This is a genomic window from Paraliobacillus sp. PM-2, from assembly GCF_001368815.1.
In the GTDB taxonomy this organism is placed as follows: domain Bacteria; phylum Bacillota; class Bacilli; order Bacillales; family Amphibacillaceae; genus Paraliobacillus.
The window spans coordinates 760,250-779,962 of sequence record NZ_CTEI01000001.1; the positions used below are offsets into that span (position 1 = coordinate 760,250).

Annotated in this window: 10 protein-coding genes; 9 read left to right on the forward strand and 1 reads right to left on the reverse strand. The window is 36.2% G+C overall.

Annotation, left to right across the window (positions count from 1 at the left end):
* Nucleotides 1-79 precede the first annotated feature (79 nt).
* From BN1058_RS03420 to BN1058_RS03435, 4 genes are all read left to right on the forward strand, one after another.
* Nucleotides 80-1,600: a glycoside hydrolase family 31 protein gene (locus BN1058_RS03420; RefSeq protein WP_255306972.1), complete on the forward strand. Its 1,521-nt coding sequence runs from the start codon at nt 80-82 to the stop codon at nt 1,598-1,600.
* Between the two features lie 78 nt (nt 1,601-1,678).
* On the forward strand, nt 1,679-3,742 hold the full coding sequence (locus tag BN1058_RS03425; protein ID WP_255306973.1) for a beta-galactosidase: 2,064 nt from the start codon (nt 1,679-1,681) through the stop codon (nt 3,740-3,742).
* A gap of 106 nt (nt 3,743-3,848) precedes the next feature.
* Nucleotides 3,849-7,001: a beta-galactosidase, LacZ type gene (locus BN1058_RS03430; protein ID WP_369688241.1), complete on the forward strand. Its 3,153-nt coding sequence runs from the start codon at nt 3,849-3,851 to the stop codon at nt 6,999-7,001.
* A 330-nt stretch (nt 7,002-7,331) separates the two neighbouring features.
* Complete coding sequence (locus tag BN1058_RS03435; RefSeq protein ID WP_090852893.1) at nt 7,332-8,213, forward strand: diacylglycerol/lipid kinase family protein; 882 nt, start codon at nt 7,332-7,334, stop codon at nt 8,211-8,213.
* Between the two features lie 122 nt (nt 8,214-8,335).
* On the opposite strand, the gene BN1058_RS03440 is transcribed toward BN1058_RS03435, so the two are convergent.
* On the reverse strand, nt 8,336-11,545 hold the full coding sequence (locus BN1058_RS03440) for a DEAD/DEAH box helicase (protein ID WP_090852896.1): 3,210 nt from the start codon (nt 11,543-11,545) through the stop codon (nt 8,336-8,338).
* 286 nt (nt 11,546-11,831) lie between these two features.
* On the opposite strand from BN1058_RS03440, the gene BN1058_RS03445 reads away from it, so the two are divergent.
* From BN1058_RS03445 to bshB2, 5 genes are all read left to right on the forward strand, one after another.
* Nucleotides 11,832-13,418, forward strand: coding sequence for a peptide chain release factor 3 (locus BN1058_RS03445; RefSeq protein ID WP_090852899.1), 1,587 nt, complete (start codon nt 11,832-11,834; stop codon nt 13,416-13,418).
* 149 nt (nt 13,419-13,567) lie between these two features.
* On the forward strand, nt 13,568-15,547 hold the full coding sequence (gene uvrB / locus BN1058_RS03450) for an excinuclease ABC subunit UvrB (protein ID WP_090852902.1): 1,980 nt from the start codon (nt 13,568-13,570) through the stop codon (nt 15,545-15,547).
* A gap of 6 nt (nt 15,548-15,553) precedes the next feature.
* A complete protein-coding gene (gene uvrA / locus BN1058_RS03455; RefSeq protein WP_090852905.1) occupies nt 15,554-18,430 on the forward strand; it encodes an excinuclease ABC subunit UvrA in 2,877 nt (958 codons plus the stop codon).
* Nucleotides 18,431-18,624: 194 nt separating this feature from the next.
* On the forward strand, nt 18,625-18,978 hold the full coding sequence (locus BN1058_RS03460) for a YojF family protein (RefSeq protein ID WP_090852908.1): 354 nt from the start codon (nt 18,625-18,627) through the stop codon (nt 18,976-18,978).
* A 28-nt stretch (nt 18,979-19,006) separates the two neighbouring features.
* Nucleotides 19,007-19,663 (forward strand): bacillithiol biosynthesis deacetylase BshB2, encoded by a 657-nt coding sequence (gene bshB2, locus BN1058_RS03465; RefSeq protein WP_090852911.1) that lies wholly within the window; start codon nt 19,007-19,009, stop codon nt 19,661-19,663.
* The last annotated feature ends 50 nt before the right edge of the window (nt 19,664-19,713 follow it).

Consider the following 19,713-nt stretch of genomic DNA (forward strand, 5'->3'; position numbering starts at 1 on the left):
ATGTTGTTTCGCATGGACTAATGGAAACTTATTACCTGCAGTTTAACTAATCGTTAGGGAATGTTGAAAGGAGATTACATTGACAAACTATAAAAAGCATATACCTATATTAAAAAATGAATCTTGGTGGGGTGGAAATGTAGAAGACGGTATTCAAATGCCTTACCACGTATCTTTTAAAAGAAATCTGTATGGAGATTTGCTATACAACCAAGGCTCACCTCTATTAGTTTCGAACAGAGGAAGGTTTCTTTGGTCAGAAACACCTTTTACATTTTTCGTTGATTCTGCCTTTTTACATGTGGAAGGTAGCTCAGAGCTTATATTTGATGAAGAAAGTGAGAATTTAAAGGAAGCTTATAAAAAGGCATCTCACTTTCATTTTCCGACCGCAAACAAAATGCCGGATGAAACCTTTTTTTCTAAACCTCAATTTAATACTTGGATGGAAATGACGCATGAACCTAGTCAAGAAAAAGTATTAAAGTTTGCTAAGGATATATTAGCTAGAGGTTTCCCTCCAGGTATATTAATGATTGATGATGGTTGGCAAGAAAATTTCGGTGCTTGGAATTTTCATCCTGGTCGTTTTCCTAATCCAAAAGAGATGATTAAGGAACTTAAAGAATTAGGATTTACTGTTATGCTATGGCTCTGTCCATTTGTTAGTCCTGACAGTATTACATTTCGTATGTTAGATGAAGCAGGGTATTTAATTAGAAATAAAGAAAATGAACCTGTAATCAGAAAATGGTGGAACGGTTATAGTGGATTGTTAGATTTATCAAATGATGAAGCGTCAAAATGGATGAAAGATAAAATGGATAAACTTATCAATGGATATGGCATAGATGGATTCAAAATGGATGGTGGTGATCCACAATATTATTTTGAATCAGATGTTTGTAGTAAAGAACTCACACCAAATGATCATAGTTTAGAATGGGCAAAAATAGGTCTGGAATATCCGTATAACGAATATCGCGCCTGTTGGAAGTTAGGTGGCCAACCACTTGTACAAAGACTGAGTGATAAGAGTCATAGCTGGGATGCATTGAATAGTCTCATTCCAAATGCGCTTGCACAAGGATTGATAGGTTATGCATTCATTTGTCCAGATATGATCGGAGGCGGGCAATATGACGATTTACAAAATCCCGACTTTGAATGGGATCAAGAACTATTCGTAAGATATGCACAATGTTCTGCTTTGTTCCCAATGATGCAGTTTTCCACAGCACCTTGGCGTATTCTAGATGAGGAACATGTAAGTTATTGTTTGGATGCAGTAAAGCTTCATGATGAAATGGCGCCACTTATTAATGATCTTGCTCAACATGCTGCTAAAACAGGTGAGCCGATTGTACGACATATGGCTTACGAATTTACCGAGCCTGCATTCTCTCAAATAAAAGATCAATTTATGTTAGGTGACAAACTATTAGTTGCCCCAGTTTTGGAAAAAGGTGCTCGTAAAAGAACAATTGTATTCCCTGCTGGAACGTGGATTGGAGATGATGGTTCTGAAGTAAGTGGCCCGTGCCAGACTGAAGTGGACGTTTCACTTACAAGGCTACCTTATTATAAAAAAATGGTTTGAGTATTAGATAAATGCATGTCCCGCTTATTACTATATTTATTGTTAGGTAGTATGGTTACTAGAAAAGGAGAGTATCATTTGAAGAATTATAAACCTATCTATCATAAAAGTGCGAAGGGAATATTACATGGTGGAGATTATAATCCTGATCAATGGCTTCGTTATCCTGAGATTATAAATGAAGATTTTGATTTAATGCAGAAGGCAAATTGCCAAACATTCACGATCGGCATGTTTAGTTGGAGTCAGCTAGAGCCTGAAGAAGGTGTCTATCATTTGGAATGGCTTGATTCTATTATTAAACGCATTGGTGATATGGAGGGTTCTGTTATTTTAGCAACTCCCAGTGGTGCACGACCTGCCTGGTTATCTAGAAAGTATCCGGAAGTTTTGCGTACAGATGCCCATCGACAGAAGCAATTACATGGTTTGCGTCATAACCACTGCTTTACTTCTCCGGTTTATCGTGAAAAAACGCAGGAATTTAATCGTTTGCTAGCGAATAGATATAAAGATAATCCGACTGTAATTATGTGGCATATTTCAAATGAATATAGTGGTGAGTGTCATTGTGATCTGTGTCAAGAAGCATTTCGGTCGTGGTTACAAAAAAAGTATCAAACACTCGAAGAATTGAACCATGCTTGGTGGACGAACTTCTGGAGTCATCAGTATTCAGATTGGTCTGAAATTGAATCTCCCTCTCCAATAGGGGAGCACATGGTGCACGGAATGAACATAGATTGGAAACGGTTTGTGACAGACCAAACGATTTCTTTTTATGAAAATGAAACCGTACCTTTTCGGGAATTGACACCTGATATTCCGATTACAACCAACTTTATGAGTCGTAATCCTGAAATGCTTCCATTCCATGCATTAGATTATGACAAATTCGCAAAACATGTTGATGTCATCAGCTGGGATTCATACCCCTGCTGGCATCATCCAGCGTTTACAATGGATGAGCTGGCATCACGTGTGAGTTTTGAAAATGATTATTTTCGTTCATTAAAAAACGGTCAATCATTTATGATAATGGAAATGACCCCAAGTCTAGTGAATTGGGTTCCTTATAATAAGATGAAAAAGAAAAATGTGCACGAGCTATCCGCTTTGCAAAATGTTGCAGATGGTTCTGATTCAATCTTGTATTTTCAATGGAGGCAATCAAGAGGTTCATCAGAAAAATTTCATGGAGCTGTGGTTGACCATACCGGAACAGATCAAACAAGGGTTTTTCAAGAAGTTGCTGCACTTGGTGGCAGATTAAATAATTTATCAGAGGTGCCAGGAGCTAGGACAAATACAGAAGTAGCAATTGTCTATGATGTTGAAAATGATTGGCTAATAGAAGATGCACAAGCTTTAGCAAATGAGACGAAAAAATATCCAGAAACCGTCATGGCTCACTATGAAGCTTTCTGGAAGAGGAATATTCCGACAGATGTAATCTCTTTGAACCATGATTTAAAGCAATATAAGTTAATTGTTGCGCCTATGCTGTATAAGATTACAGAAGAACATGCGAAGAAACTAGAAACATTTGTGGAACATGGTGGAACACTCGTCACGACTTACTTTTCGGGACGTGTTAATGAGAACGATTTGACCTATTTAGGCGGATTTCCTGGACCGCTACGTTCTTTGCTAGGTATATGGGCAGAAGAAATAGATACGCTTTATCCAACGGAAGAGTCGGTATTTAAGTATAAAGATGTTCCGTTTAAGGTACATGATTATATAGAGACAATTCATCCAGAAACAGCCGACGTGTTGGCGATGTATGAGGAAGAAAGAACACCTGTCATAACAAAAAATCAGTATGGTACAGGGGCAGCTTTTTACCTCTCTGGTCGAACGGATCGAACATTCCATGAACACTTCTACAAGGAAGTAGTGAAAGATTTACAAATAAAAAGTGATCTTCCAGAACTAGTGATGAATGACGGACATTTTATTCGCATTAGACACCGAAAAAATGAGCGTACTGTGTTCTATTTCTTACAAAATTTCAGTAATGAAAGAAAGAGTGGATATCTTACCATGCCACTAACTGATGCAGAAACAGACGAAGAGATTGTGGGCGAGATTTGTTTTAAGCCATTTGAAACGCGAATATTAAAAGTGAATATGGAATAGAAGTAATTAAATTGAATCTAAATGACAAAGGGGATTCCATTGAGGAATCCCCTTGCTATACATTGGATTAATGATGAAAAAATATATTTTTGGAGGTTAAATGAATATGGTTAAAGATTATGCGAATCATAAGGTACTTCAAAAAAATAGAATGAAAGACCGTGCGCATTTTTTTTCGTATCAGAATGTGGAAGATGCGCTTAACTTTGATAGGGGACTTGCGAAAGGTTTTACGCTATTAAATGGGAAATGGAAGTTTCATTATGCAGAGAGTCCCGAACAAGCACCTGATATATTTTATAAAAAAGAGTATGATGTAAGTAATTGGAATGACATACAGGTTCCATCGAGCTGGCAAATGCATGGTTACGGAAGACCGCATTATACGAATGTTCAGTATCCATTCCCGGTAGATCCACCTTTTGTTCCAACAGAGAATCCAACAGGATCCTATAGACGAGATTTTTATGTAACGCAAGAGATGAAACAAGCGCTTGCCTTTCTCTGTTTTGAAGGGGTAGATAGTGCCTTTTATGTATGGATAAATGGACATTTTGTTGGTTACAGCCAAGCTAGCCGTATGACTGCTGAATTCGATATAACTTCTTTTATTCAAGAAGGAACAAACACTATTGCTGTTCAAGTCTATCAATGGTCAGATGGTAGTTATATAGAAGATCAGGATATGTGGTGGTTAAGTGGTATTTTTAGAGATGTCTACATACATTCCAAATCAAACATACATACGCAAGACTACTTTGTAACAACAAATTTAGATGAAGCATATAAACATGCTGAATTACAAATAACAACAGTAGTCCAAGCACATGAGGATGGTGATCATACCTATTATCTGGATACCCAATTGTTAGATGCGAACTATAATGAACTTGAAGAAGCTAAGCGAACGGTGAATTTGCAATTTAGTGAGTCAAAAGAAGCGGAGTTAACTATTGATATTCCAGTAAACAATCCAAATAAGTGGACTGCAGAAACCCCCTATTTATACTATTTAATAATGACGTTAAAAGATAACGAAGGTAATATTATTGAGGTTATTCCATCAAAAGTTGGTTTTAGGCAGGTAGAACTAAAAGATGGATTAATACAAGTAAACGGTGTACCAATCCTATTTAAGGGTGTTAATCGTCATGATCATCATCCAGACTTAGGTCGGGCAGTTCCGCTAGATTGGATGATAAAAGATATTGAGCTAATGAAGCAACATAATATTAATGCAGTACGGTCAGCTCATTATCCAAATGATCCAGTTTTCTACGATTTGTGTGATGAATACGGCTTATATGTAATCGATGAAGCAGACTTAGAATGTCATGGGTTTGAGCTAATTGGAAAACCGAATCAACTAAGTGATGATCCCGAGTGGGAAGAAGCGTACCTAGATAGAATGAGAAGAATGGTGGAGAGAGATAAGAATCACCCTTCTATTCTGATTTGGTCATTAGGAAATGAATCAGGTTTTGGAAAAAATCACATCAAAATGGCGGAATGGGCAAAGCAAAAAGATCCGACCAGACTTGTTCACTATGAAGGGGAAACACGTTCCATTATGACACAGGACAATAATAATCCAACACGAATGCATGAAGCTGCTGATATGTTCTCAACAATGTATACACCTCATGCATTAATGGAACAATTAGGTAATCGGACGGATTTAGCTCAACCTCATATTTTATGTGAATTTGCTCATGCGATGGGAAATGGTCCTGGCGGTTTTAAAGAGTACATGGATTTATTCTATAAGTATGAACGTCTTCAAGGTGGATTTGTATGGGAATGGCTAGACCACGGAATTCGTCAGTACACAGAATCTGGTGAGGAATACTTTGCTTATGGCGGAAATTTCGATGAGAGGCCTCACGATGGGAATTTTGTAATTGATGGGCTTGTAATGCCAGACCGTACACCATCACCAGCATTGCTCGAGTATAAAAAAGTGATTGAACCAGTCAAGGTTGAACCTGTTGATTTAGAAACAGGCACTGTCCGCATTCATAATATGTATAGTTTTAGTACGTTAGATCATTTACAGCTATCATGGTCACTTGTTTCAGATGGAAAGGTGATAGATAGTGGGTTGGTAGAGATGCCTACTATTAACGCAAAAGAGGCTAAAGAAATCACTATTCCATTTACCTTGCCGAATTTGCAAAAAGCGAATACAGATTACTGGATAAATCTCCAATTCAATCAGGCGTTTGAAACAAAGTGGTCAAAACCAAATCATGAGGTAGCTTGGGCACAGTTTAAGTTACCAATAATCGAAGGTTCAGAAGAAGTATATGATAGAAAAGAGTATTTACCATTGTCTGTATATGAGACGGATAAAAAGCTTGTAATTCATGGTGATTGTTTTGAATTTATCTTCAACCGAACATATGGTGAACTGGAGTCATGGATGCACCAGGGGATTGAATTGATTGAACAAGGCCCCAAATTGAATATTTGGAGAGCGCCAACTGATAATGATAAGCTAGGTATAGAAGAAGAATTTAATGTAAAGAAAGAAGAACAAGAGTGGAGACAACATGGTCTTGACAACATGCAAAAACGTGTTAAATCCGTTACGTTTGAAGTGTCGCCAATCAGAGACAAAGTAGAGGTTCGCGTACAGTCTCGTATCGCTCCACCTGTACTTGGTTGGGGATTTGAAACGACTATCATTTATACTATCTCGAAAAGTGGCTCAATGCAGTTAAAGGTAGACGGAAAAAAACAAGGGAACGTAGTAGGTACATTACCAAAAGTCGGTCTACAAATGAAAGTGAAATCGCAATTGAATCAAGTAGAGTGGTATGGTAGAGGCCCCGGTGAGTCATATGTTGATAGCAAACAAGCAAGTCGATTTGGCATATGGTCAAAGACGGTAGATGAACTCTATACTCCTTATGTCGTTCCTCAAGAAAATGGAAATCGACATCAAGTGAGATGGACATCCTTAACTAACCTTTCAGGAGTGGGATTACTAACTGTAGGTGATCCAAATTTTGATTTTAGTGCGAGTTATTATTCAACTGACACAATAGAAAAGGCAAATCACACGTATGATTTAATGAAGGACAATTTTATTACCTTTAATGTTGATTTTAAACAACAAGGATTAGGATCAGCAAGTTGTGGGCCTGGCGTACTTGAACAATATAAATTAAAAAATGAAGACTTTCATTTCTCAGTAACATTCTGTGCTTTTTCAAAGAGAGCGCATTCACCTGTGCAACTAAGTAAAATGATCTGATTTATGGTGTCTATCACTAAAGGATTTTCCCTATAGTGATAGGCGCTTTTTTGTATGGGCTTTTATAGTTACATGCTAAATAGCTGACATGTACAATTTAAGTGGCATTTTAAAAAGTAATTACCGCATTTTATTTCATCTAACATAAGATCTGAAACTAAATACAACAAATTTATCATCTTTGTTTATATTTCCTGGGAAATAACCGAATGGTTTATTAAATAATGAATAAGGGAATGACACATAACACAATGTAAGCGTGACATTGCAATAATCTAGGTATCTGTTCCTTTTATACATATTAACAATAATGGAAATGAGGTAGAGTCAATGAAACGTGTTGCTGTCATTTTTAATCCTGCAGCAGGAAATGGCGTGTTAGGTAAGTTAGAGGATCAAATAAAAGAAATATTAGAAACAGACTTTTCGGATGTTGTGATATATAAAACAAACCAGCCAGGTCATGGAGCGAATGTAGTTAAAAAACTAGGTAGTCATGTTGATCTAGTAATTGCTGCTGGAGGAGATGGAACCGTACATGAGCTTATTAATGCATTAGCCCCACTACCAGTAAGACCAGCATTTGCAATTATTCCTGGTGGTACAAGTAACGATTTCTCTAGAGAAATTGGGATGTTGCAACAACCGATAAGAGCAACAGAGCAAATTACTGCTAAACAAACAAAGTGGATTGATATAGGACAGAGTGATCAGCATTATTTTTTGAATTTTTGGGGGATTGGACTAATTACACAAGTATCAGAAACAGTTGATTCTAATTCAAAACAAAACATTGGCAGGTTAGCATATTATTTAAAGACCATTCAGTCAATGAATAAAGTGAATGGGTTTCAATTTAAAATAGAGACGGAAAAGGAAACAATAGAAGACGACGCGGTTATGATTATTGTTGGTAATGGGACGTATATTGGTGGTATTCGGGCCCTTTTCCCACAAGGTGACATTCAAGATGGCCTATTTGATGTTTTAATTATTAAGGAGGCATCAGTACAAGCATTTTTATCTATGTTGCAATCAAAAGTAGGAATACAAAATCAGAATATGGAAGAAATTATCCCTTTACAAGAAAATAGAATAAAAATACAAACAACACCAAATCAAAAAATTGACTGTGATGGTGAAAGAAAAAGTGACACACCATCAACGATAAAGGTCTTACCTAAACATATCCAAATGATAATTGGACAGTGAAAGAAGTGTTTTTTCGGAGTAGAAGTCTAATACGAGACTTATATCTTCGTTTATGTTACATACAACTGATAGCTTCTTTTATGAATAACTAAAAAGGTGCCGAAATTATCGACACCTTTTTATTATCTTTCAAAGCTTAGTAATTGGCGTAGTTCTGATTCAGTTAGCTTTGATAGCATTGTTTCACCTGGTTGAATAATTTGATCAACCAACGCTCGTTTTTCTTTTTGTAATTGGTAAATTTTTTCTTCGATTGTTCCTTCAGTAATCAATCGGATCACTTGGACAACGTTTTTTTGACCAATACGATGCGCCCTACCTGCTGCCTGGGCTTCAATCGCAGGATTCCACCACAAATCAAACAGAATAACGGTATCAGCACCAGTTAAATTTAATCCAGTTCCTCCCGCTTTTAATGAAATTAAGAATACATCTTTATCACCTTCATTAAAGGCATCTGCCATATTGACGCGTTCTTCTGCCGGGGTGCTTCCATCTAAGTAAAAGAAGTTATACCCTTCTTGCTCTATTGTTGTAGCAATTATTTGTAACATGCTTGAAAATTGCGAGAAAATTAGCAGACGTTTTCCAGAAGCCCTTAAATCAGTTACTAATTCTCTTAAATGTTCTAACTTACCTGACTTACCATGATAGTTATCTAAAAATAGACTAGGGTGACAACAAATTTGTCGTAAACGGGTAAGTCCAGCTAATATCTCTAATTTTCCTTTCTCAAAGCCCTTTGTTGCAATTGTCTCAGATAGTTGTGTATGCATCTTCTCAATATAGGCCAAATAAACCTGCTTTTGTAATTTAGTTAATTCCGCATACTGTTCTGTCTCTATTTTTTCTGGTAATTCATTTAATACATCTTCCTTTAATCGGCGTAAAATGAACGGTCTAGTAATTGTTGCGATATAATCTGCATCTAACTGTAAAAATTGTTTTTTGGATCCAAGGAAACCAGGTGTTAGTGCTTCAAAAATTGACCATAATTCATCCAATGCATTTTCAATGGGTGTGCCACTTAAGGCAAATCTATTTTTAGCTTTAATTGCCCGAACTGCCTTTGCTGTTAAGGTTAAATGGTTTTTAATTGCTTGCGCTTCATCTAAAATGAGCGCATCAAATGTAACATGTTCATATAATTCGATATCTTTTCGAATCAATGGATAAGAGGTTATCAAAATGTCAGTATCATCTTGTTCTGCCATCAGCTTTTTTCGTTGTTGTTTGGAACCAATCACAATTTTAGATCGAAGTGTTGGTGCGAATTTATCTATTTCTTTTTTCCAATTATACACAAGTGAAGCTGGTGCAATCACTAACGCTTGGTAATTTTCTATCTTTTCTTCTTTTTCACTTAATAGATAACTAATCGTTTGTACAGTCTTACCAAGTCCCATATCATCTGCTAAAATCCCACCAAGTTGATAAAAAGATAGTGTTTTAAACCATTGAAAACCCACGTGCTGATAGTCTCGTAATTCAGCTTTCAATGCGTCTGGTAATGTGAATTTCAGTTGTTCAGGTTGTTTTAATGCTTCAATCAATTGTGTGAATGTTTCATCGTAATGCACTAATTGTTCGTTAAAAACTTCCTCCAATTGAAAGCTTTTTGCTGCTGATACTTGTACATGACCATCTAGAACATCTTGTTTTGAAAGTTGCAATTGTTCTACAAATTTTTGAAAAGAGACAAACGACTCTTTTTCTAAAGAAACCAGTGGTCCATCCGATAGCCTAACATAACGTTTCTTTTCTACAACTGCTTCTAATAATAGTTGAATATCGTCATCAGAAATGCCTTCTATATCAAACGAAACATCCAGCATGCCTAGACGTTTATTTAATCCAATGCTTGTTGTCAGATCTGGTTCTTTTTCACTGTATAATGCTTTACCTGCATGAGTAAAATAAATGGTTGCAATTTCTTGTAATTCTGGTATTTTTTCATGTAAGAAGCGGTACATACTTTCATTATTAAAAAGTTGAAATCTACCATTTAGAAAATAAAAACCTGCATGTTCTAAGAACCGTAAAATGTGTTGTTCTTTTTCAACATCACGTTTGATAATTACATCAAGTCTTTCGTAATTTTCGTAAGGATATAATTTATGTTCACCATAATGAAAAACAACAGTAGCAACTAATACATCGTTTGCTTCATCTAAATAAATTACTGTGTCAAGCGGGTGTTCCTCTAATACTTCCGTTGTCTTATTTGTATAATCAATCGTACCTATCTCAGATAACTGTGGTAACACATGAGATACAAAGGCTTCCATATGTTCTTGTGCAATCCGATGTACATGTTGTGTTCGATAAGGTAATAACGCAAAAATTTGATCAATAATTTGCTGTTGTTCTACGGTTAATGGATAAAAGCAGTTGTCTTTAAACAGTAGACCATATTGTTCGAAATACGTATATTGAAACAGTGATTTCATATTTATTAAAAAACTAGTTTTCCCCTCCATATCAATGGGAAAATGAAGCGGTGGTAAGTGCTCATTGACATCATAATGATTTACCTTTTGCTTTGATGCTGTCATGAAAACATGATGACGTTCACTTATCTTTTTTAGTAGATCTAATGCAAGATTGGGTGCTAGTTTAATTGTACGTTTGTCTGTCATTGGGTAGTCCATCTCAAATAGGCTTTCGTTCTGATAACAAACGGTTAATTGCTGTAAAATATTTAAATCTTGTTGATCAAAATAATGTGTTATCGGTTCGTATGTGAAATTATTAGTGATTGGATAGGGTTGTTCATTTTTTACATGGATTAAAAAAGTACGAATATCTTTAATAATATACGTTTTTGTTGTACCAACTCGCAATTCTATTTCTAAAAAATCCGATTTATTCGCTGAGTGTTTATTTTGACTCACGGTATATTCAATCTGTAATGCTTCTCGCTCTAGAGCGTGTGTTTTCCTTGTTTGATTAAATGTATGAAGTAATCGCAGTGTAAATGGATCACTGGTAGCTTGTTTTTCTATATTTATTTGATTATGCTGAGGTGTTTCTGGTACATGTTGATTTCCACGTTGTCCAATTGCTAGTAAAACAGCTGCAATGTGCTTACAGGTAAAATGTGTATGATATGCTGGGCAATTACATTTTCCTTCTAATTCATCATTCTCAAAGAAAAAAATCCGTACGGTATAATTACTTGCGCCACGTACTTGAGCAGTCCATGTATCAATGGTTTGATTGTAGGTTAAACCAATTACTTTTCCTTTTTTAAAATAATCGTATCCTCTTTTGTAAAACCGTTGTCCGGTAATTTTTATAATATCTTGTTTATCTAAATAAAAGGTTCGCATATGTCATTCCTCACCTTGTGCTAATAAAATAATGATATCCTTCCATTATACCAAAAAAATGTATTTTAGAAACGATACATTGTGTTGTTTTTTAATCTACAGGTGTAGGTAAATAGTCCAAAGGTTAGGTGAAGACTAGTTGACTTTATACGAATAATCATGCTATTTTTACTATCGTATATATCGAAATTTTAAATGAAATGTGATAAAGGAGCTTTATGCCAATGTGAGTGATCCCTTATAACGATTAATAAATTAAACTTTTTAAAAAGAAGGGATTTATCTAATGACTATTTCAGAAGAAGTAAATAAAAGAAAAACATTTGCAATTATTTCACACCCAGATGCAGGGAAAACGACATTAACAGAAAAACTACTGTTATTTGGTAATTTGATCCGATCAGCAGGAACGGTTAAAGGAAAAAAATCAGGTAAGTTTGCTACATCAGACTGGATGGAAATTGAGAAGCAACGTGGTATCTCTGTTACATCTAGTGTGATGAACTTTCCATATAAAGATTATAAAGTAAATATTTTAGATACTCCAGGCCACGAAGACTTTAGTGAAGATACCTATCGTACGTTAACTGCTGTTGATAGTGTTGTGATGATTATTGATGCAACCAAGGGAATTGAAGCACAGACGATTAAATTGTTTAAAGTATGTAAAATGCGTGGCATTCCAATCTTTACTTTCATTAATAAAATGGATCGTGAAGGTCGTGAACCATTAGCATTATTGGAACAAATTGAAGAAGTTTTGAATATTGAAACTTATCCAATGAACTGGCCAGTCGGTATGGGTAAACGTTTTTTAGGTATCTTCGATCGACACCATGAACAATTTGTCCAGTTTAATGGAAATGAAGAAGAAACCTTTATTCCATACGATCAGTTGGGAGATGCAGCTCATGAATCGCTTGTACAAAATCCAACATTTAAAGAAACAGAAGAAGAGCTTGAATTATTAGATGAAGCAGGAGATATGTTTTCATTGGAAGCTGTATTACGTGGAGAGCAGACGCCAGTGTTTTTTGGGAGTGCGTTAGCGCCATTTGGTGTGCAAACATTTTTTGATACGTTTATTGATATGGCACCAAGCCCCAATCCACGTAAATCCACATCAGGTTTAATTCAGCCGGACAAAGAGGAGTTTTCTGGTTTTATTTTTAAAATACAAGCAAATATGAATCCAGCACACCGAGATCGAGTGGCTTTTTTACGTGTTTGTTCTGGAAAATTTGAACGTGGCATGAGTGTAACATTAGAACGCACAGGGAAAACGATTAAGCTTTCACAAACACAACAATTTGTTGCTTCTTCACGAGGTACAATCGAGGAAGCGTACCCTGGCGATATCATCGGTATATATGATCCAAATGCTTATCGTATTGGTGATACCTTAATTCAAGGAAAAGAAATGTTTGCTTATGATGAACTTCCACAGTTTCCGCCTGAATTATTTAAAAAGGTAACTGCAAAAAATGTAATGAAGTCAAAACAGTTCAAAAAAGGAATAGAACAATTAGTTCAAGAGGGTGCAATCCAACTATTTACTGGTTATCCGATGGAAAGTTATATCATTGGAGCAGTTGGAGAATTGCAATATCAAGTCTTTGAACATCGAATGAAAAATGAATACAATGTTGAAGTAGTTTTAGAATCTATGGGAGAGCGTATTCCTAGGTGGTTAGATGAAGAAAAAATAGACACCACTTTGTTTGATGAGCGAAATTTACTAGTTAAAGATCGGGAAGGTTCATTTTTAGTATTATTTAAAAATGATTTTGCGCTACGCTGGTTCCAAGATAAACACAAAGATATCAAGTTGATTGATTTATTTGAAGTAAATCAATACGATCAATCTTACTAAAAACTGCGCAACCTTAGAAAGGCTTGGGAAATTAATTCCTAGGCCTTTTTATGTATGTTAAACAAAAACGAATATCTGTTCGCTTTTTGTTTGATTTGTAGTATAATGTGGTAAACTAGATTAGGTGAAAGAAGAACGGAGGATCGATCATGGCTGAAACCTTTGACTTAGTTTCTAAATATAGTCCTCAAGGGGACCAACCACAAGCGATAAAAGAGTTAGTTAATGGCATTACATCAGGTAGACGAGCCCAAACACTGCTTGGGGCAACCGGTACAGGTAAGACATTTACCATGTCCAATGTAATAAAAGAAGTAAACAAGCCAACATTAGTTATTGCACACAATAAAACACTAGCAGGACAACTATATAGTGAATTCAAAGAATTTTTTCCTAATAATGCTGTAGAGTATTTTGTTAGTTATTATGACTATTATCAGCCAGAAGCTTATGTTCCCTCTACAGATACATTTATTGAAAAAGATGCAAGTATTAATGATGAAATAGATAAATTACGACACTCAGCTACCTCTTCCTTGTTTGAAAGAAATGATGTCCTTATTGTTGCGAGTGTGTCCTGTATATATGGTTTAGGTTCGCCAGAGGAATACCGTAATCAAGTATTATCTGTTCGTGTCGGAATGGAAAAAGATCGGGACGCGTTATTACGCGAATTAGTGGATATTCAGTATGCTCGAAATGATATAGATTTTCAACGAGGTACGTTCCGTGTTCGAGGCGATTCTGTTGAAATCATCCCGGCATCTAGAGAAGAACACTGTGTCCGTGTTGAATTTTTTGGAGACGAAATTGACCGAATCCGTGAAGTGGACGCCTTAACAGGAGAAATTATTGGCGAGCGAGAACATATTGCTATATTTCCAGCTTCTCACTTTGTTACTGGAGAAGAAAAATTAAAAATTGCCATGAAAAATATTGAGAAAGAGTTAGAAGAACAATTGAAATATTTTCATGAAAATGACAAATTATTAGAAGCGCAACGAATTGAACAGCGAACACGTTATGATTTAGAGATGATGGCTGAAATGGGATTTTGTTCAGGCATTGAGAATTATTCCAGACATTTGACATTAAGAGAGCCTGGTTCAACCCCTTATACGCTGATCGATTATTTTCCTGATGATTTTTTAATTGTTGTTGATGAATCCCATGTAACACTGCCACAAGTACGTGGTATGTTTAATGGGGATAAAGCTCGTAAGCAGGTGCTCGTAGATCATGGTTTTCGTTTACCTTCAGCACTTGATAACCGCCCACTCACATTTGAAGAATTTGAGCAAAAGGCGAATCAATTTGTATTTGTATCAGCTACACCAGGACCGTATGAATTAGAACATACACCACAAATGACGGAACAAATTATTAGGCCAACTGGTTTGCTTGATCCAAAAGTAGAAGTAAGACCGATTGATGGCCAAATTGATGATTTAATTGGAGAAATCAATAAACGCATCGAACGAAATGAACGTGTGTTAATTACGACATTAACGAAAAAGATGTCTGAAGATCTAACGGATTACTTAAAAGAGATTGGAATGAAAGTTGCTTATCTGCATTCTGAAATTAAAACATTAGAACGAATAGAAATTATTCGAGATTTACGAGTAGGGAAATATGATGTCCTTATTGGAATTAACTTATTAAGAGAAGGTTTAGATATTCCCGAAGTTTCACTTGTAGCGATACTTGATGCTGATAAAGAAGGATTTCTACGCTCTGATCGCTCTCTCATTCAAACAATGGGACGGGCAGCTCGTAATGAAAATGGCCGAGTTCTCATGTATGCAGATCGTATAACCGATTCGATGCAGCGGGCAATAGAAGAAACAGAAAGACGACGTGAAAAACAACAAGCTTACAACAAGAAACATCAAATTACACCTACAACAATTAAGAAGGATGTACGTGATGTCATTCGAGCAACAATGGCAGCAGAAACAACTGAATCATATGAAGAAACACCTAAACTGAGCAAGATGACGAAGAAAGAAAAAGATAAGATGATCGAACAAATGGAAAAAGAAATGAAACAAGCGGCTCGAGAGTTGAACTTCGAAAAAGCTGCTGAGCTGCGTGATTTAGTATTGGAACTAAAAGCGGAAGGATGACGGTAAATGGTAAAAAAAGCAATAACGATTCAAGGTGCTCGTGCGCATAATCTTAAAAATGTCGACATTGATATCCCGAAAGATAAATTAGTCGTATTGACTGGCCTATCGGGCTCAGGGAAATCGTCGCTGGCATTTGATACGATTTATGCTGAAGGGCAACGAAGATATGTTGAATCTCTTTCTGCTTACGCCCGGCAATTCTTAGGACAAATGGATAAACCAGATGTTGATGCGATTGAAGGCCTGTCACCAGCTATATCTATCGATCAAAAAACCACCAGTAAAAATCCACGGTCAACGGTTGGAACGGTTACAGAAATTTATGATTATATGCGTTTGTTGTTTGCGAGGGTAGGCCACCCTACTTGTCCGAAGCATGGAATCGAAATTACGTCACAAACTGTACAGCAAATGGTAGATCGTATTTTAGAATATCCAGAACGAACAAAACTTCAAATATTAGCACCTGTTATTAGTGGTCGCAAAGGTGAACATTCAAAAGTATTAGAGAACCTAAAGCAAGAAGGGTTTGTTCGCCTGCGTGTTGACGGTGACATGCGAGAAGTTAGTGAAGATATTCAATTAGAGAAGAATAAAAAACATGATATAGAAGTAGTTGTAGACCGAATTGTTGTAAAAGACGGAATTTCTAGTCGATTAACAGATTCATTAGAAACAGCACTTCGTTTAGGGGAAGGTAAAGTAATCGTTGATGTAATTGGTGATCAAGAACTATTGTTTAGTGAACATCACGCATGTCCAATTTGTGGTTTCTCTATTGGTGAGTTAGAACCAAGATTGTTTTCTTTTAATAGTCCTTTTGGAGCTTGTGAACGATGTGATGGGTTAGGAACACAATTAGAAGTTGATGTAGACTTAGTAATTCCTAATAAAGAACTGTCATTAAAAGAAGGAGCAATTATCGCTTGGGAGCCAACAAGTTCACAATATTATCCACAGTTGCTGAAAAGTGTTTGCCAGCATTACGGAATAGATATGGAAGTTCCAGTAAGTCAATTACCTAAAGATCAATTAGAGAAAATATTACATGGAAGTGGAAAAGAACGCATTCATTTTCGATATGAGAACGATTATGGTATGACAAGAGAGAATGATATTCTTTTTGAAGGGGTATTATCTAATATTGCTCGTCGTTATCGGGAAACGTCATCTGACTTTATACGAGAGCAAATGGAAAAATATATGGCACAAAAACATTGCCCGACATGTAAAGGTTATCGTTTGAAGAAAGAGGCGATAGCTGTACAAATTAATGGATACCATATTGGACAAGTGACAGAAAAGTCTGTTACAGAAGCTAATCAATTCATCTCTCAATTGAAGCTTAGTGAAAAGGAACAGCAAATTGCAAAAATGATTGTTAAAGAAATTCAAGACCGACTCACATTTTTGACGAACGTTGGATTGGATTACCTTACGTTATCTCGTGCAGCGGGTACTTTGTCTGGAGGAGAAGCACAACGTATTCGACTGGCAACCCAAATTGGTTCGGCCTTAACAGGGGTCCTATATGTACTTGATGAACCTTCCATTGGCTTGCATCAGCGGGATAATAATCGGTTAATTGCAACGCTACAACAAATGCGAGATTTAGGTAATACGTTAATTGTTGTAGAGCATGATGAGGATACGATGCTTGCAGCGGATTGGTTGATTGATATTGGACCAGGAGCTGGGGAACATGGAGGCTCTATTGTTGCAAGTGGTACGCCAAAGCAAGTCATGAAAAAGAAGCAGTCTTTAACGGGTCAATATCTTTCTGGAAAAAAATTCATTCCGTTACCAACAAATCGTCGTAAACCGGATGGTCGATTTATTGAAGTAATTGGTGCAGAAGAAAATAATTTAAAAAATGTTAATGCTAAGATTCCAATTGGTTTATTTACTACCGTAACAGGTGTATCAGGATCAGGAAAAAGTACATTAATTAATGAGATTTTACAGAAAAGTTTGGCAATGACATTAAATCGTGCAAAGCAAAAGCCAGGTAAGCATAAAACTATTAAAGGTAGCGAATATCTCGAGAAGGTAATTGATATCGATCAGTCACCAATAGGACGAACGCCTCGGTCAAATCCTGCAACATACACAGGGGTTTTTGATGATATTCGAGATGTATTTGCCCAAACAAATGAAGCGAAAATACGTGGCTATAAAAAAGGTAGATTTAGCTTTAATGTAAAAGGTGGACGTTGCGAGGCTTGTCGAGGTGACGGTATTATAAAAATAGAGATGCATTTCTTACCAGATGTTTATGTACCTTGCGAAGTGTGTCATGGTAAAAGATATAACCGTGAAACATTGGAAGTGAAATATAAAGGGAAGAATATTGCTGATATCCTTGATATGACCATTGAAAATGCATTACATTTTTTTGAGAATATCCCTAAAATCAAACGTAAACTACAAACGGTTTATGATGTTGGACTAGGCTATGTACGTCTAGGTCAACCAGCAACAACATTGTCTGGCGGTGAGGCACAACGTGTGAAATTAGCTAGTGAATTACATCGCCGATCTAATGGGAAATCATTATATATTCTAGACGAACCAACAACCGGGCTTCATGTTGATGATATTTATCGGTTATTAGAAGTTTTACAACGCTTGGTAGAAAACGGTGATTCTGTTTTAATCATTGAACATAATTTAGATGTAATTAAAGCGGCCGATTATATTATTGATCTAGGTCCTGAAGGTGGTGACCGTGGTGGTCAAATTGTAGCTGCTGGATCACCAGAAGAAGTAGCCGAAACAGAACAGTCATATACGGGTAATTATCTAAAACCAATATTAGAACGTGATCGAAAGCGAATGAATGAAAAAATAAAAGCAAAAGAAAAAGTGGCTCAATCCTAAAGTAAATGTAGTCATAACACAGCGATTACTAATAATTAGGATCATATAAAACAGTTATGTCGTTGTTTATAACTACCATACTTAAATGAACAACTTATTCTTATTAATAATAAGAATAAGTTGTTCATTTTGACCTAAAAGATAAAATTGAGTACAGTATACAATAGGGAAAAATGAGAGAGGAGTTTAACCAATTGGAAGCCATAGATAAAACAATTGTACAAACAAAATTAAATCAGCTAGCAAATCAAGACGTATATGTGCATATAGAAACAACTAACGGTGCATACGCTAGTCACCATAATGCTGATGCATATAATGTAGGTGTCTTCATGCGCAATGCAACGGTTCGCTATCATCAAGCAAAAATCACTGGTGATCATACTGGCTATCGTGTCGGGTTAAAAACTGATAATGGTTGGGTTTATGCTGAAGGTGTTCGCGAATATGAGATAGATACCTCTGACCGTTTATTGCTAGCGGGGCATGATCGAGAAGGACGATTAATGGTGGCCTTGCAACTTAGTAGAACACCATTTAATGAGTAAGTTGGTATATAAAGGAGTTGGAGAATAAATGGAAAGTCATGTTGTTGTTATCTTCCCTCATCCTGATGATGAAGCATTTGGTGCGGCAGGTACAATCACACACTTTAGAGAACAAGGTGTACCTGTTACTTATTTATGTGGAACATTAGGTGAGATGGGAAGAAATATGGGGAATCCTACTTTTGCTACAAGAGAAAGTTTACCACATTTTCGTAAAGAAGAACTTATTGCAGCTTGTGATGTGTTAGATATTGATCTACATATGCTAGGCTATCGTGATAAAACATTAGAATTTGAATCAAAAGATGAGATAGCTACTAACCTGCTAACATACTTAGAAGCGTTAGAGCCTAGTTTAGTAATTACTCATTATCCAGGTCACGCTGTTCATCCAGATCATAATGCATTTGGGGCGGCAACAATTGAAGCAATAAAACGTATGGAGATTTCTAAACGTCCAAAGGTTTGGGCACAAGCGATTACGAATACTCGCTTTGAAGATTTAGGACAACCAGATGTTTCATTAGATATCACACCTTACTTCACAAAGAAGTTCGAAACTATTTTAGCACATCAATCTCAAGCAGCGGGTGTACTAGGAGATATGGATCCGTCAATCGAAAAATTAGCCGATATTATAAAAACAAAGTTGTCGACTGAACAGTTCTATACTTGGCATTTTTAATTGAAAGTACAATGTTAGCGCCTTTCAAATTTTCTATTATTTTATGAATT